Source organism: Sulfitobacter litoralis (genome assembly GCF_900103185.1).
GTDB classification, from domain to species: domain Bacteria; phylum Pseudomonadota; class Alphaproteobacteria; order Rhodobacterales; family Rhodobacteraceae; genus Sulfitobacter; species Sulfitobacter litoralis.
Genome location: NZ_FNJD01000002.1, coordinates 235,650 through 248,913 on the forward strand (window position 1 = coordinate 235,650; position 13,264 = coordinate 248,913).

The following is a 13,264-nucleotide window of genomic DNA, read 5'->3' on the forward strand; positions in this document are numbered from 1 at the left end:
GGCAGTTTTGGACACCGTTTTCGGGGTCATGCGGACCAAATGCAGATTGTTCTTGCGGCGATCGTGCAGGTTTTCCATCACACTAGCCCCCCTTGTTTACTCATCAACATACTGATGGTGAGCGACAATTTTGCTGATTTCAACTTAAAATTAGCCGCGTTAACCATTTGTTAATGAATTAAGAGATTTTGAGGCACCGCGGGGCTCAAAAGTGCGGATGCCAAGCGGGTGAATGGATTTGATCAGCGGGCCATTTGCACCGCAATGGGGGGCTGCGGAAGTATGCGTCTTGATTTGTAGCAAATTGACCCGAGTTCCATCATTGACTCCGCGCCGCAGCGCCGTATAAGCGCCGCTTGATTGGTGTTGGTGGACCCCGCAAGGGGAACCCTGTCAGGCTTCGGCCAAAGGACAACGCCCTTTACCGCCCGCCGCAATTCTGCAGGGCCTCAAAAAGGAGAACAGCCGTGACTAAGCGTACAGCTGCCAAGCACAAAATTGACCGCCGTATGGGCGAAAACATCTGGGGCCGCCCAAAGTCCCCAGTGAACCGTCGTGAATACGGCCCCGGCCAGCATGGTCAGCGCCGCAAGGGCAAACTGTCCGACTTTGGTATTCAGCTGCGCGCAAAGCAGAAGCTGAAAGGCTACTACGGCGATCTGACCGAGAAGCAATTCCGCCGCATCTATGGTGAAGCTGAGCGTGTAAAAGGCGACACAGGTGAAAATTTGATCGGTCTGCTGGAACGTCGCCTGGACGCCGTTGTCTACCGTGCGAAGTTCGTAGCGACCGTTTTTGCTGCGCGCCAGTTCGTAAACCACGGCCACGTCAAAGTGAATGGCAAGAAGGTTAACATTCCTTCCTACCGCGTCAAAGAAGGCGACGTGATCGAAGTGCGTGATCGTTCCAAGCAGATGGTTGCGCTGCTCGAAGCCACTCAGCTGGCAGAGCGTGACGTGCCTGACTACATCGAAGCAGATCACTCCAAGATGACAGCGACTTTCGTGCGCACCCCCGCTTTGGGCGACGTGCCATACCCTGTCATGATGGAACCGAACCTCGTGGTCGAATTCTACGCGAAGAACTAAGGTTCCTCGCATATCAATGCCGAAGGGGCCCCGCTGGAAAGACCGGCGTGGCCCTTTTTGCGTTTGGTGCTGCGACTTTAGCGTTGGGCAAAGTGACGCCGAGACAAGATCGTAGTGGCGTTGGTCCCGGTGCGTGTTTATGGTCCGCCGGACAGGAGATATGACACATGACAACCGCTATTCGCCCGCAACCCGGCATTATGGACATCGCGCTGTATCAAGGCGGGGCGTCTCATGTGGCAGGGCTTGAAAATGTGATCAAGCTGAGCTCGAACGAGAACCCGCTTGGCCCGTCCGACGTCGCCATCAAAGCGTTCCGGGATGCGTCATATGACCTGCATCGGTACCCGTCATCCGATCACGCAGCACTGCGTCAAGCCATTGCGCAGGTGCACGGGCTCGACGCCGATCGCATCATTTGTGGGGCCGGTTCGGACGAGATTATTGCATTTCTGTGCCAAGCGTTTTCGGGCGAGGGCACCGAGGTGCTGCACACGGTGCACGGCTTTGGCATGTACCGGATTTCCGCGCTGGCCAATGGGGCGACCCCGGTCGAGGTGCCCGAAAATGAACGGGTGACGGATGTGGACGCATTGCTCGCGGGCTGCACCGACAAGACACGGTTGGTGTTTATCGCGAACCCGAATAACCCCACAGGCACAATGATCGGGCTAAGTGAAATTGAACGGCTGGCCGCGGGTATCCCCGAAAAAGCCATTCTGGTTCTGGACGGGGCCTATGCTGAATATGTCGAAGGATATGACGGCGGGGCTGCTTTGGTCGACAGCCACGATAATATTGTGATGACGCGAACCTTCTCAAAGCTGTATGGCTTGGGTGGCTTGCGCATCGGCTGGGGCTATGCGCCGGCCCATGTCATCGACGTACTGAACCGGGTGCGGGGGCCGTTTAACCTGTCGCAAGCCGCGTTGAACGCGGCGACGGCGGCGATCAAGGACACAGGGTATGCTGCTCATTGCCGCAGCGAAAATGCGAAATGGCGCACCTGGATGGCTGATGCCTTAGCCGAAATTGGCGTTCCATCGGATGTGTCCTGCGCGAATTTTATTCTCGCGCGGTTCAAGTCGCAGGCCGAGGCCGAGGCTTGTGATGAACACCTCAAGACCCAAGGCTTGATCGTGCGGCGCGTTGCCGGATACCAGCTGCCCAATTGCCTGCGCATTACCGTGGGCGATGAAAGCGCATGCCGCCGCGTGGTTCATGCGATCCGACAGTTTAAAGGCGACTAATATGCCCGTAATTTATGAAAAAGTAGCGTTAATCGGGTTGGGCTTGATCGCCTCTTCGATGTTCTGGGCGATGAAACGCGGCGGGCTTGCGGGCCATGTGTCGGGCTTTGCGCGCAGTGCGGACACCCGCGACACCGCACGCGAAATTGGCCTGTGCGACGAGGTCTGCGATTCCATTGCGAAAACCGTGAAAGATGCGGATCTGGTGGTTCTTTGTGTGCCCGTGGGCGTCATGGGCTCGGTTGCTGCGGAAATGGCCGGATATCTGAAGCCGGGCTGCACGGTCACGGATGTGGGATCGGTCAAGGCGGATGTGATCGCACAGGTTGGCCCGCTCCTGCCCGAGGGCGTCCATTTTATTCCAGCGCATCCGTTGGCGGGGACCGAACATTCCGGTCCACGCAGCGGTTTCGCAGAACTGTTCGACAACCGCTGGTGCCTGCTGGTGCCCGTGCCCGACACCAACGCCAATGCGATTTCACGGTTGCGAAACCTATGGGACGGCATGGGGGCCAACGTCGAGGAAATGGACGCGGAGCATCACGATCTGGTGCTTGCGGTGACCAGCCATGCCCCGCACCTGATCGCCTATACGATGGTCGGGGTGGCAGATGATCTGCGCCGCGTGACCGACAGCGAAGTCATCAAATACTCGGCCGCCGGCTTTCGTGACTTCACCCGTATCGCTGCCAGCGATCCGACCATGTGGCGGGATGTTTTCCTGACCAACAAGGACGCCACACTCGAGATACTGGGTCGCTTCACCGAAGAACTTTTTGCGTTGCAGCGGGCGATCCGCATGGGTGACGGTGATCATCTTCATGATTATTTTACCCGCACCCGTGCCATCCGCCGTGGAATTATCGAGGCGGGTCAGGACACGGATGCGCCGAACTTTGGGCGCCAACCGGGCAACAAATAATCCAGGCGGCGGGGTTTGTGGCGCTGTCTCGCCTCAGCGCAAGATAATCTTGGGTGCGCGTCCTAAGGGGATGAACCCCATCGACATTTTCCCGTCCTTCACGCTGATGTCCAGATCCAGCCCATTCGTGTTGCCAGACATTTGAGCCAGCCCCTTGAGCATTTGTTCCGCTTGGGGGCGAAAGTTGGGCGGGATAAAACCGGCGTTTTCCGCCATGGTCAGCATCATTGGCCAATCTTGCGCTTGTACCGACAGCGTCCCTGTCGCCAGACCGTCCTCGGCAACGGCCATCGTCCCTTTTAGCGTCAGCGCCACATCCCCCCATGCCAGTTCCGCATGTCGCAGGTCGATGACGCGCGGCTGTGGGCGGGTCCGGCCAAGCGCGCTGCGGTCCCACAGGCGGTCGAAGGTGATGGTCGCCTTGGCCGTCACCGTTTCAAAGGCATCCGTCCAGTCGTCAGGCAGGCCGAACATATTGCGCAGCGCGGTGCTTGGGGTAACGCTCTGCGCATCAAAGGCTAGGTCATAGATGGGTTGACCTACGGTCTGCTGAACGGCGCTGACGTTCAGGCCGCGCCCTTCGACGGGGCCTGTTGCCGGCAGATCAAGCAACCAGGCGCCACCGTCCAACGTTAGCCGGTCCAGTTGGCCAGAAACGCTTGGCCGCAGGCGCAAATCGGTGGTGACGTCCTCTGCGGTCAGCATGGCACGCAGTTTGGGGCCGGACAGACCGAGTTCAACGTAGGGGGTGGACACCGTCATATAGCCCGGCCAATAGGCGGGGGTGGAGATATCGATACGCTTGGCAGCGACAGCGCTGGCGATGCCCCGCTGCGCACTTGCGGCAGGCGGTGTCAGGGACACATCGGTCAGGCGGGTCTGTAGCCGCACCGGGAAGCCTTGTTTGTTCATTTCGCCCACGTCAGCCTGCCATCCGGCTGCACGTCGTGTTTCGATCAGTTTGGCGATGCCCCTTTGCAGCCCCGAAGACGCAGCGAACCACCATCCGCACCAAACCGCCGCTAGGACGACAATAATCAACACGAGCTTGCCCATTTTTCTTAAAACCTTATTAACGCCTGCGATAGCGCAGCTTTAAACAAGCCAACGATAAAGGACCAGAGACATGGCGATGTGGGTGTTCGGTTACGGCAGCTTATTGTGGAAACCGGGGTTTGACGTGGCGGAAAGCGTGATCGGGCGGTTGCCCGGGTACGCGCGGTCGTTCTGCATGCGGTCGATCCACCATCGCGGATCGGTTGACCGTCCGGGGCTGGTGCTGGCGCTGGATGCCGATACAGGCACGGCCTGCGATGGTATGGCGCTGCGTGTTGCGCCGGGGACCGAAGATGCCACGTTAACCTATTTGCGCGAACGCGAGCTGGTGTCATCGGCCTATGTTGAAAAGACGCTTGAGGTACAGCTAGAGGATGGCCGCACCGTCGAGGCATTGGTCTATGTGATCGATGCCGCCCACGAGCAATATTGCGGCGGCTTGCCGCTGGAGGAGCAGGCGCAGATCATCTCGGGCGCGGTAGGCGGGATGGGGCCGAATACCGAATATCTGTTTAACACGGCATCCCATTTGACCCAGATCGGGCTGCATGATCCGTCGCTTGCATGGCTTCATGACCGTGTGAAGTCTCTTGGCGCATAAACCCGTGGCATAACAGTCGGGATTAAGTGTAGGCTGCGGCGATAGAAGCACAAAAGTGTCGGGAGCCACGAGGCATGGCGCAGTCAGACCGCGAATCCAAACCACAGTTTTCCCAGCCGGTGCGGCAGATCACGCTGATGCTGATCGCCCTTGCGCTCACCGGCATCGGGGCTTTTCTGGCGCTGCCAAGCGTTTTGCCTATTTTTGCAGCAAATCCCTATCTGAATGGCGTGATTATCGTCGTCTTCTTTATCGGCGTTATCGCCTGTTTTTATCAGGTGTTGCAGCTGATCGGCTCTGTCAGGTGGATTGAAAACTTTGCCTCAAACGAGCCGAATGCAGATGCCGTAGCACCGCAGCTTTTGGCCCCGCTTGCATCGTTGTTGCGCACACGCGGCGCGCGCATGCAGGTGAACGCAACCTCGACCCGCTCTATTCTGGATTCCGTGGCAACCCGCATCGACGAAGCACGCGAGATTACACGTTATATCGTCAACATGCTGATTTTTCTCGGTCTTTTGGGTACTTTCTATGGGCTTGCCACGACTGTTCCGGCAGTTGTGGAAACGATCCGCAGCCTCGCGCCCCAAGAAGGCGACGGCAGCACCGATATGTTCGCGCGGCTGATGACCGGACTGGAATCGCAGCTTGGCGGCATGGGTGTGGCCTTTGGGTCCTCCCTTTTGGGGCTGGCGGGGTCGCTGGTTGTCGGTCTGCTTGAACTCTTTGCAGGCCATGGCCAGAACCGCTTTTATCAGGAGTTGGAAGACTGGCTCAGCTCGATCACCCGTGTTGGCTTTTCCTCGGGCGAGGACGGCGCGTCGGATCAGGTTGCTGTGGCCGGCGTGCTGGATCATATGGCAGAACAAATGGACAGCCTGCGCCAGCTGATCGGACAATCCACCGAGAGCCAGACTGTGCTCAACCGCGAGATCGGCGCGCTTGCCACCACGATGGAGGAGCTGTCGGCACGGGCCGCCCAAACCGATACAGCGGCGGAAAGTCTGGACCGGATCGCCAAGGGGCAAGAACGCATGGTCGCCGTACTTGAAGGGCAGGGCGACCATGAACGGGCGGATGCGGAAAGCCGGATGCGCCTGCGGTCGATCGATGTACAGATGCTGCGTATCCTCGAGGAAATATCTGCGGGGCGGCAGGAAACCATGGCTGAATTGCGCAAGGATATTTCGTTGCTGGCCAAGGCGCTTTCCGCGCCACGCGGTGCTGAACCCCGCCGTTTGCGCACCCCTGACCGTTCCGACACCGAGGAAAGCTGAGGATGGCGCTTTCCCGACGTACAGGGTCACGCTTTCAGGGTTCGATCTGGCCCGGGTTCGTGGATGCGATGACCGGCCTGTTGCTGGTTTTGATGTTCGTACTGACCATCTTCATGGTGTTGCAAGCCGTGCAGACACAACGCATCAATGGGCAGGAAAGCGAACTGAATTCTCTGTCGGGTGAAGTCGCTGCATTGGCCCAAGCACTTGGAATGGAACGACAAAATGCTGCAGATCTTGAAACCCAATTGGGGTCGCTCACCACGTCGCTGACGGCGGCACGTGATAAGGCGGCAGAACAGGCGGCGATGATTGCGTCGTTGTCGGCTACACGCGATGCCCAAGCCGTGCAGTTGAACGCCGCCGAGGCCAAGATAACCGGTTTCGAGACACAGGTCGCTAACTTGTTGTCCCAACGTGATGCAGCCGTCGCGCGTGGTGAAACGCTCGAGGCACGTCAGAAAGAATTGTTGAGCGCGCAAGACGCGTTGAACCTCGCGTTGACGCAGGCCCGATCCGAAACAGATGCACAGGCTGAAGCTGCGCGGCTTGCGGCGGCCCGTCGCGATGCTTTGACAGCGCTTGTCGATGACCTGCGCGCCAAGAACCAAGAAACCCAGGCCGCATTGCAAAGTGCTGCCGACGCAAATGCCGCAGCGCTTTCAGACGCCGAAGCTGCCCGTCTGGCCGAAGCCGCCGCGGCAGAGCAATTGCGTGAAAAGCTGCAAAACGCGGATGCAGAGCTGACAGCGATGACTTTGGCGCTTGAGACTCAGCGCCAAGAGGCAGAGGATACGCTGACCTTGCTGGCTGCCGCACGTGCCGCCAAGGAAACCCTGGACGCTGAGCTTGCTGCCGCCCTTACAGAGACAGAAACCCTTGAGGCCGCGCAGGCAGACCGTGCCGCGCTGCGTGCCAAGCTGGCCGACGCGCTTGCCGCAAAGTTGGCGGCAGAAAGCCGGGCCGAGGACACGCGTTCGGATGCGGAAAAACGAGCAGCCTTGCTGAATGCGGCGCGGGCCGAGCTGGCGCAGGAGGAGGCCGCCACCGCTGCGGCACAGCGTCAGACAGAGCTATTGAACCAGCAGGTTGCAGCGCTGCGTGGCCAACTGGGGGAACTCCAGTCTTTACTGGATGATGCCGTCGCACGGGATGCCGTGAAAGAAGTGCAACTGCAATCGCTTGGCTCCGATCTGAACACCGCGCTCGCGCGCGTCGCCGCCGAAGAACGTCGCCGCGCCGAGCTAGAGGCGGCAGAGCGTGCGCGGCTTGAGGCGGAGACCAAGAACCTTGAACAATACCGCTCCGAGTTCTTCGGGCGGTTGAGAGAGCTTTTAGGGAATCAAGAGGGGGTTCGCATCGAGGGTGACCGGTTCGTCTTCTCTTCCGAAGTGCTGTTCCCACCCGGTGCCGCGACGCTCTCAGCCGAGGGCCGAAAAGAAATTGCCAAAGTCGCCGGTATTTTACGCAATATTGCGGCCGACATTCCGCCTGAAATCGACTGGGTCATTCGCGTTGACGGGCATACGGATAACCAGCCTTTGTCGGGCCTGGGTGCCTTCGCCGACAATTGGGAGCTGAGCCAAGCGCGGGCCTTGTCAGTGGTTAAGTATATGATCAGCTTCCTCGGTATCGCGCCAGAGCGCCTGGCGGCAAATGGATTTGGCCAGTACCAACCAGTTGCCAACGGGAAAACGGAAACCGCCCGCGCCCAGAACCGCAGGATCGAATTGAAGCTGACCGAAAAGTAACGCTATCTTATTTCAATGTCGGTACTGCGCTGGCTGATGATCTGCAAACCACGGATCATCGTCACCGTGCCGGTATAGGTGCCCGCGGGCCAATCCACGCGGCCGCGTTTGCCGATCGCGCGAAAGGCCTGCGCCTGGGTTTTCGTCAGTGTCACATCATCAGAGATCACCATACCGTCAGGTCCGGTGATCGACAGATTGATAATATCATCGGCCCGCGTGCCGAACATATGGCCCCAGATCACCAGCGCATCGGCCTGCACCGACAAAGAGGGCGCTGCGGCGTCGCCATGCTTGATCGCGTTATAGGCGGGCACGGCATCCGAAAAACCGATGCTGATCAATCCGCCCCCGCGATATTCAGGGCGCAGTGACCATAGGCTGCTGTCACCTGGCGTGTCGCAGGTGACAGTGCCGTCTGGATCAAAGGGGTCGATGACCGCCCCGTCTTGACGCACGGACAGATGAACATGGGGGAAAGCGGCCTTGCCCGACTGCCCGACAAAGCCAAGGGTTTCTCCCAATGCCACTTCTTGTCCCGTCTTAACGCTGATGGAGCCCTGTTTCAGGTGGCAATACTGCGTTTCCCAGCCGTTCCCGTGGTCGAGCACAACGCCATTGCCGCATTCTTTGCCGTCGATATCGTCGGCAGTTGCGCTGCTATAGCCGCTGTCGGCCATACCATCACGCATCCCGCTGACGCGGCCCGCGGCACTGGCAAGCACGGGGATATTGTCGTTGATGCGCGCACGGTCGGGGAGCGCGAAGTCGGTGCCCTTGTGACCGTCATAGCTAAGCGCGCCGCAGGTGAAATCCATCGCATCGGATGACGGGTCGCTATCGACATACTGTTGGATATCGCAGTCTTTTTCGAGGTCACATTCAAGGGGTGGGGAAATAAGAAAACCCTCTGCCAGCACGGGGCTGGCAAAGGGCAGGGCAAGCGCAAATACGGCGCTGCGTGGTATCATTCAGCTGTCAGCAACGGTGGCTTGTTGCCCGTCAGTTTGGGGTTTTCCGAGCTGAGGATCGTCAGATCCAGTTCGCCCTTCTTGACGTCGATCTTGACCACGCCGCCTTTGGCAAGCTTGCCGAACAACAGTTCTTCGGCGAGGGGCTTTTTGATGTGCTCTTGAATAACACGGCCAAGAGGTCGCGCACCCATCCGAGCGTCATAGCCTTTTTCACCCAGCCATTCGGCGGCTTTTGTCGACAATTCGATGGTCACGTTGCGGTCCATCAGTTGCGCTTCGAGCTGCAGCACAAACTTTTCGACCACGCGCAGGATCACTTCTTTCGGCAGCGGCGCAAAGCTGATCACTGCATCAAGACGGTTGCGGAATTCGGGCGTGAATGTCCGTTCAATCGCTGCGGTGTCTTCGCCGGTGCGACGGTCACGACCAAAGCCGATTGCCTCTTTCGCTTGGTCAGACGCGCCTGCGTTCGAGGTCATGATCAGCACGACATTACGGAAGTCCACCGTGCGGCCGTTATGATCAGTCAGCTTGCCGTGGTCCATCACCTGCAACAGAATGTTGTAGACGTCCGGGTGCGCTTTCTCCATCTCGTCGAGCAGCAGAACACAGTGCGGATGCTGGTCTACGCCGTCGGTCAGCATGCCGCCTTGGTCAAACCCGACATAGCCGGGAGGGGCACCGATCAGACGGGAAACAGCGTGCTTCTCCATATACTCAGACATGTCAAAGCGCAGCAATTCCACACCAAGCGTATCCGCCAGCTGTTTCGCCACCTCGGTCTTACCCACACCTGTCGGCCCTGCGAACAGGTAGTTGCCGATGGGTTTTTCAGGTTCACGCAAACCGGCACGGGCCAGTTTGATCGCCGAGGACAGCGCCTCGATCGCTTTGTCCTGACCAAAGACCACACGTTTCAGCGATGCCTCGAGATCCTTGAGCACAATCACGTCGTCCTTCGACACGTTCTTGGGCGGAATCCGTGCGATTTTGGCGACCACGGCTTCGACTTCTTTGGTGCCGATGGTCTTGCGCCGCTTGGATGCAGACAGCAGATGCTGTGCAGCACCGGCTTCATCGATCACGTCGATCGCAGAATCCGGCAGTTTGCGGTCGTTGATATAGCGATGTGCCAATTCAACCGAGGTGCGGATCGCGTCAGATGTATATTTGACCGAGTGGTGATCCTCGAAATACGGTTTGATCCCGCGCAGAATTTTCACCGCATCTTCGACCGAAGGCTCGTTCACGTCGATCTTTTGGAAACGACGCGCAAGGGCACGGTCTTTTTCGAAATGCTGGCGGAACTCCTTGTAGGTGGTCGACCCCATGGTGCGCAGTTTGCCGCCCGCAAGGGCGGGTTTGAGCAGGTTGGACGCATCCATGGCCCCACCGGAAGTTGCACCGGCACCGATGACGGTGTGAATTTCGTCTATGAACAACACGGCGTCTTTGTGGGCTTCCAGCTCGGTCACGACGGCCTTGAGGCGCTCTTCGAAATCGCCGCGGTAGCGGGTGCCGGCCAGCAACGCGCCCATATCGAGCGAATAGATCGTGGTGTTGGCGAGTACTTCGGGTGTTTCACCGGCGACGATTTTGCGCGCGAGCCCTTCTGCGATAGCGGTTTTACCGACACCGGGATCACCCACCAGCAGCGGGTTGTTCTTACGCCGGCGGCACAGCACCTGAATGCAACGTTCCACCTCGTCCGAGCGGCCGATCAGCGGATCGACATCACCCTCGCGGGATTTGGCATTCAGATCGACAGTATACTTCGCCAGCGCGGATTCTTTTTTGTCACCGTCTGTGACGCCTTGGGCATCTTCCTCGTGGTCGGGGGCACCCGAAACAGAGCGTGGTTCGCCAAAAGCAGGGTCCTTGGCGACGCCATGCGCGATATAGTTCACCGCATCATAACGCGTCATGTCCTGCTCTTGCAGGAAATAGGCCGCGTTGCTTTCGCGTTCGGCAAAGATGGCGACCAGCACATTGGCACCCGTCACCTCGGTCCGGCCCGACGATTGCACGTGGATCGCCGCGCGTTGGATCACCCGCTGGAAGGCTGCCGTGGGTACCGCTTCGGAACCGTCAACGTCGGTGACCAGATTATTCAGGTCTTCATCGACGAATTCGACCAGCGTCTCGCGCAGTTCGGTCATATCGACAGAGCAGGCTTTCATCACCTGCACGGCGTCGGGTTCGTCGATCAGGGCCAGTAAAAGATGCTCAAGCGTGGCGAATTCGTGCTTGCGAGCATTCGCAAGCGCCAACGCCGAGTGGATAGCTTGTTCTAGGGTAGACGAGAATGAAGGCACAGGCGTGCTCCTTTTCGATCTGTGTCGGAAGGGGCGTCAGAAACAAGACGCGCCACAACCAAGCATGGCCTCATAGTATTAGAGTTTGGTTGATCACGGCGCAGCTTCAAGGTTTTTCTGCAATATCGTTGTCACATTTATCGTGAACGTCGATTTTTAACCATGATTGCGGCGGTCAGAAACGGTCTTTGCGCGCGCGAATTTCGGCAAACACATCGGTGTCGGTGGCGTTGACCATCCCCAGTTGCGCGCGAATGCCCGGATCGGACGGGCGCAAAAACGGGTTGGTTTCAAGTTCCGTTGAGAGCGTCGAGGGAACTGTCGGCACGCCATCTGCACGGGCCTGATCGATCTCTCTTGTACGAGATATAAGCGCCGCATTTTCGGGATCAACCGTCAGGGCGAATTTTGCGTTCGACTGGGTGTATTCGTGGCCCGAACATACGGTAGTGTCGGCTGGCAGTTGCATCAGCTTTTGCAGGCTGTCCCACATCTGCGCCGGTGTTCCTTCGAACAGGCGGCCACAGCCAAGCGCCATCAGGCTGTCAGCAGTAAAGACGCATTTGGCGGCGGGCACGTGAAAAGCGATATGACCGACGGTATGACCCGACACGTCGATCACATCGACAGTATGGTCACCAAAGGTGAAGGACTGCCCGTCGTCATAAGCGGCATCCAGCGGCGGCAAACGGTGTTCATCAGCTTTGGCCCCAATCACGCGGGCGGGGTGGTCGGCAATCAGATCGGGCACGCCTTGAATGTGGTCTGGGTGGTGATGGGTCAGCCAGATTTCTGTCAGCGTCCAGCCCAGCTCGTCCAGTTTGGCGGCAATCGGCGCGGCTTCGGGCACGTCGATCAGGGCGACCTTGCCGCTGGTCTGGTCGCGCAGCAAGAAGGCATAGTTGTCGGACAGGCAGGGGATGGTCACAAGATCAAAGGGCATGGCAGCGGCTCCGGTCGGGGTTTCGGGATGCGGATCACCACGCTAGCGCGGGCAGGGCGGTGCTGCAAACGGGTTTCGCGCAGTCCGCTCTTTTGCGGCGCGTGGCTTTGGTCTAGGGTCGGGGCGATCCACCCAACAAGGCCCCTTGCCCATGCACCTTGATGTCCAAGACCTGCGCAACTTTTACTATCGCAGTGCCCTTGGTCGCGCGGCGCAACACTCCTTGCGCACTCGCATGCTTGAACTTTGGCCCGAGGCCAAGGGCCAGACGGTCGTGGGTTTCGGTTTCGCCGCCCCCTTGCTGCGTCCCTATCTTGCGGATGCGCGGCGGGTGATGACCTTGATGCCGGGGCCGCAAGGGGTGATGCCGTGGCCCGCCGGGATGCCCAATACTTCTGTCCTGACCGAGGAAACACTGTGGCCGATTGAAACCGGCCATGTTGACCGGCTGGTATTGATGCACGGGCTTGAGACCTCGGACCGGCAGGGTGATCTGCTTGAGGAATGCTGGCGCGTGTTGGGGCCGGGGGGCAGGGCACTGTTCATCGTTCCTAACCGCGCTGGCTTTTGGGCGCGCAGTGATATCACGCCGTTTGGCTATGGGCGACCGTATTCGCTGGGGCAGTTGGAAACGCAGCTTCGCAAGCACCAGTTTTTACCAGAACGCCAGTTGGGCGCGCTTTATCTGATGCCCTCGACGCGGCGCGCCTTTCGCCGCTCTGGCCCGCTGTTTGAAAAGGTTGGTCGGCACATGCCGACGATCATGGCAGGCGGTGCCTTTATGGTCGAGGTGACCAAGCTTGTGTATCCGCCCAAGGGCAAGGTCGCGCGGACGCCTGCGCGCCGGTCTATCCGCGTTCTTGAGGGGGTCGGCGCGGTAACGCCCGCAATGGTCTAAGCGTTGCTGTCGCAGCCGATGTGACCACCGCGCCACGGTGGCAAGAATCGTTATCTTGCCCGAGAAAGCCGGATGTCCATTGATTTTTAGGCAGGTCGATCAGGTCAAAGCGTCGCAGCGGTGCTTTACGTTAAGAATAAGGGGCGCTTTCGTGAGGCAAGCACACTATACTGTGTTGCGGGATGCGGG

The 13,264-nt window shown here is 58.9% G+C and carries 11 protein-coding genes; 7 read left to right on the forward strand and 4 right to left on the reverse strand.

The window, feature by feature from the left end; translation table 11 throughout:
- Positions 1 to 467 precede the first annotated feature (467 nt).
- From rpsD to BLQ98_RS03110, 3 genes are all read left to right on the forward strand, one after another.
- The gene (rpsD, locus tag BLQ98_RS03100) at positions 468 to 1,088 is read left to right on the forward strand and encodes a 30S ribosomal protein S4 (protein ID WP_093731879.1); all 621 of its coding nucleotides are present in this window, start codon (positions 468 to 470) and stop codon (positions 1,086 to 1,088) included.
- A 167-nt stretch (positions 1,089 to 1,255) separates the two neighbouring features.
- A complete protein-coding gene (gene hisC, locus BLQ98_RS03105) occupies positions 1,256 to 2,338 on the forward strand; it encodes a histidinol-phosphate transaminase (protein ID WP_093731880.1) in 1,083 nt (360 codons plus the stop codon).
- 1 nt (position 2,339) lies between these two features.
- Positions 2,340 to 3,260: a prephenate/arogenate dehydrogenase family protein gene (locus BLQ98_RS03110; RefSeq protein ID WP_093731881.1), complete on the forward strand. Its 921-nt coding sequence runs from the start codon at positions 2,340 to 2,342 to the stop codon at positions 3,258 to 3,260.
- Between the two features lie 33 nt (positions 3,261 to 3,293).
- Here the strand turns inward: BLQ98_RS03110 and BLQ98_RS03115 are convergent, their stop codons facing one another.
- Positions 3,294 to 4,316: a DUF2125 domain-containing protein gene (locus tag BLQ98_RS03115; protein WP_093731882.1), complete on the reverse strand. Its 1,023-nt coding sequence runs from the start codon at positions 4,314 to 4,316 to the stop codon at positions 3,294 to 3,296.
- A 70-nt stretch (positions 4,317 to 4,386) separates the two neighbouring features.
- Between BLQ98_RS03115 and BLQ98_RS03120 the strand changes: the two genes are divergently transcribed.
- The 3 genes from BLQ98_RS03120 to BLQ98_RS03130 all read left to right on the forward strand — a co-directional run bounded on the left by BLQ98_RS03120 (position 4,387) and on the right by BLQ98_RS03130 (position 7,945).
- Positions 4,387 to 4,917, forward strand: coding sequence for a gamma-glutamylcyclotransferase (locus BLQ98_RS03120; RefSeq protein ID WP_093731883.1), 531 nt, complete (start codon positions 4,387 to 4,389; stop codon positions 4,915 to 4,917).
- A gap of 74 nt (positions 4,918 to 4,991) precedes the next feature.
- Complete coding sequence (locus tag BLQ98_RS03125) at positions 4,992 to 6,194, forward strand: biopolymer transporter ExbB (protein ID WP_093731884.1); 1,203 nt, start codon at positions 4,992 to 4,994, stop codon at positions 6,192 to 6,194.
- Between the two features lie 2 nt (positions 6,195 to 6,196).
- The gene (locus BLQ98_RS03130; protein WP_093731885.1) at positions 6,197 to 7,945 is read left to right on the forward strand and encodes a peptidoglycan -binding protein; all 1,749 of its coding nucleotides are present in this window, start codon (positions 6,197 to 6,199) and stop codon (positions 7,943 to 7,945) included.
- Between the two features lie 2 nt (positions 7,946 to 7,947).
- Here the strand turns inward: BLQ98_RS03130 and BLQ98_RS03135 are convergent, their stop codons facing one another.
- The 3 genes from BLQ98_RS03135 to gloB form a co-directional block, all read right to left on the reverse strand.
- A complete protein-coding gene (locus tag BLQ98_RS03135; RefSeq protein ID WP_093731886.1) occupies positions 7,948 to 8,916 on the reverse strand; it encodes a M23 family metallopeptidase in 969 nt (322 codons plus the stop codon).
- Positions 8,913 to 11,234, reverse strand: a complete 2,322-nt coding sequence (gene clpA, locus BLQ98_RS03140) for an ATP-dependent Clp protease ATP-binding subunit ClpA (protein WP_093731887.1) — start codon at positions 11,232 to 11,234, stop codon at positions 8,913 to 8,915. The genes BLQ98_RS03135 and clpA overlap by 4 nt, the downstream gene beginning before the upstream one ends.
- A 175-nt stretch (positions 11,235 to 11,409) precedes the next feature.
- Positions 11,410 to 12,177: a hydroxyacylglutathione hydrolase gene (gloB, locus tag BLQ98_RS03145; protein WP_093731888.1), complete on the reverse strand. Its 768-nt coding sequence runs from the start codon at positions 12,175 to 12,177 to the stop codon at positions 11,410 to 11,412.
- A gap of 151 nt (positions 12,178 to 12,328) precedes the next feature.
- Here gloB and BLQ98_RS03150 point away from each other — a divergent pair, with 151 nt between their 5' ends.
- Positions 12,329 to 13,075: a methyltransferase domain-containing protein gene (locus BLQ98_RS03150; RefSeq protein ID WP_093731889.1), complete on the forward strand. Its 747-nt coding sequence runs from the start codon at positions 12,329 to 12,331 to the stop codon at positions 13,073 to 13,075.
- The last annotated feature ends 189 nt before the right edge of the window (positions 13,076 to 13,264 follow it).

What these genes read in the sequence shown, in the direction of transcription:
- hisC (WP_093731880.1), top strand. Translation starts at nt 1,256, where the DNA reads ATGACAACCGCTATTCGCCCGCAACCCGGCATTATGGACATCGCGCTG.
- BLQ98_RS03110 (WP_093731881.1), top strand. Translation starts at nt 2,340, where the DNA reads ATGCCCGTAATTTATGAAAAAGTAGCGTTAATCGGGTTGGGCTTGATC.
- BLQ98_RS03115 (WP_093731882.1), bottom strand. Translation starts at nt 4,316, where the DNA reads ATGGGCAAGCTCGTGTTGATTATTGTCGTCCTAGCGGCGGTTTGGTGC.
- BLQ98_RS03120 (WP_093731883.1), top strand. Translation starts at nt 4,387, where the DNA reads ATGGCGATGTGGGTGTTCGGTTACGGCAGCTTATTGTGGAAACCGGGG.
- BLQ98_RS03125 (WP_093731884.1), top strand. Translation starts at nt 4,992, where the DNA reads ATGGCGCAGTCAGACCGCGAATCCAAACCACAGTTTTCCCAGCCGGTG.
- BLQ98_RS03130 (WP_093731885.1), top strand. Translation starts at nt 6,197, where the DNA reads ATGGCGCTTTCCCGACGTACAGGGTCACGCTTTCAGGGTTCGATCTGG.
- BLQ98_RS03135 (WP_093731886.1), bottom strand. Translation starts at nt 8,916, where the DNA reads ATGATACCACGCAGCGCCGTATTTGCGCTTGCCCTGCCCTTTGCCAGC.
- gloB (WP_093731888.1), bottom strand. Translation starts at nt 12,177, where the DNA reads ATGCCCTTTGATCTTGTGACCATCCCCTGCCTGTCCGACAACTATGCC.
- BLQ98_RS03150 (WP_093731889.1), top strand. Translation starts at nt 12,329, where the DNA reads ATGCACCTTGATGTCCAAGACCTGCGCAACTTTTACTATCGCAGTGCC.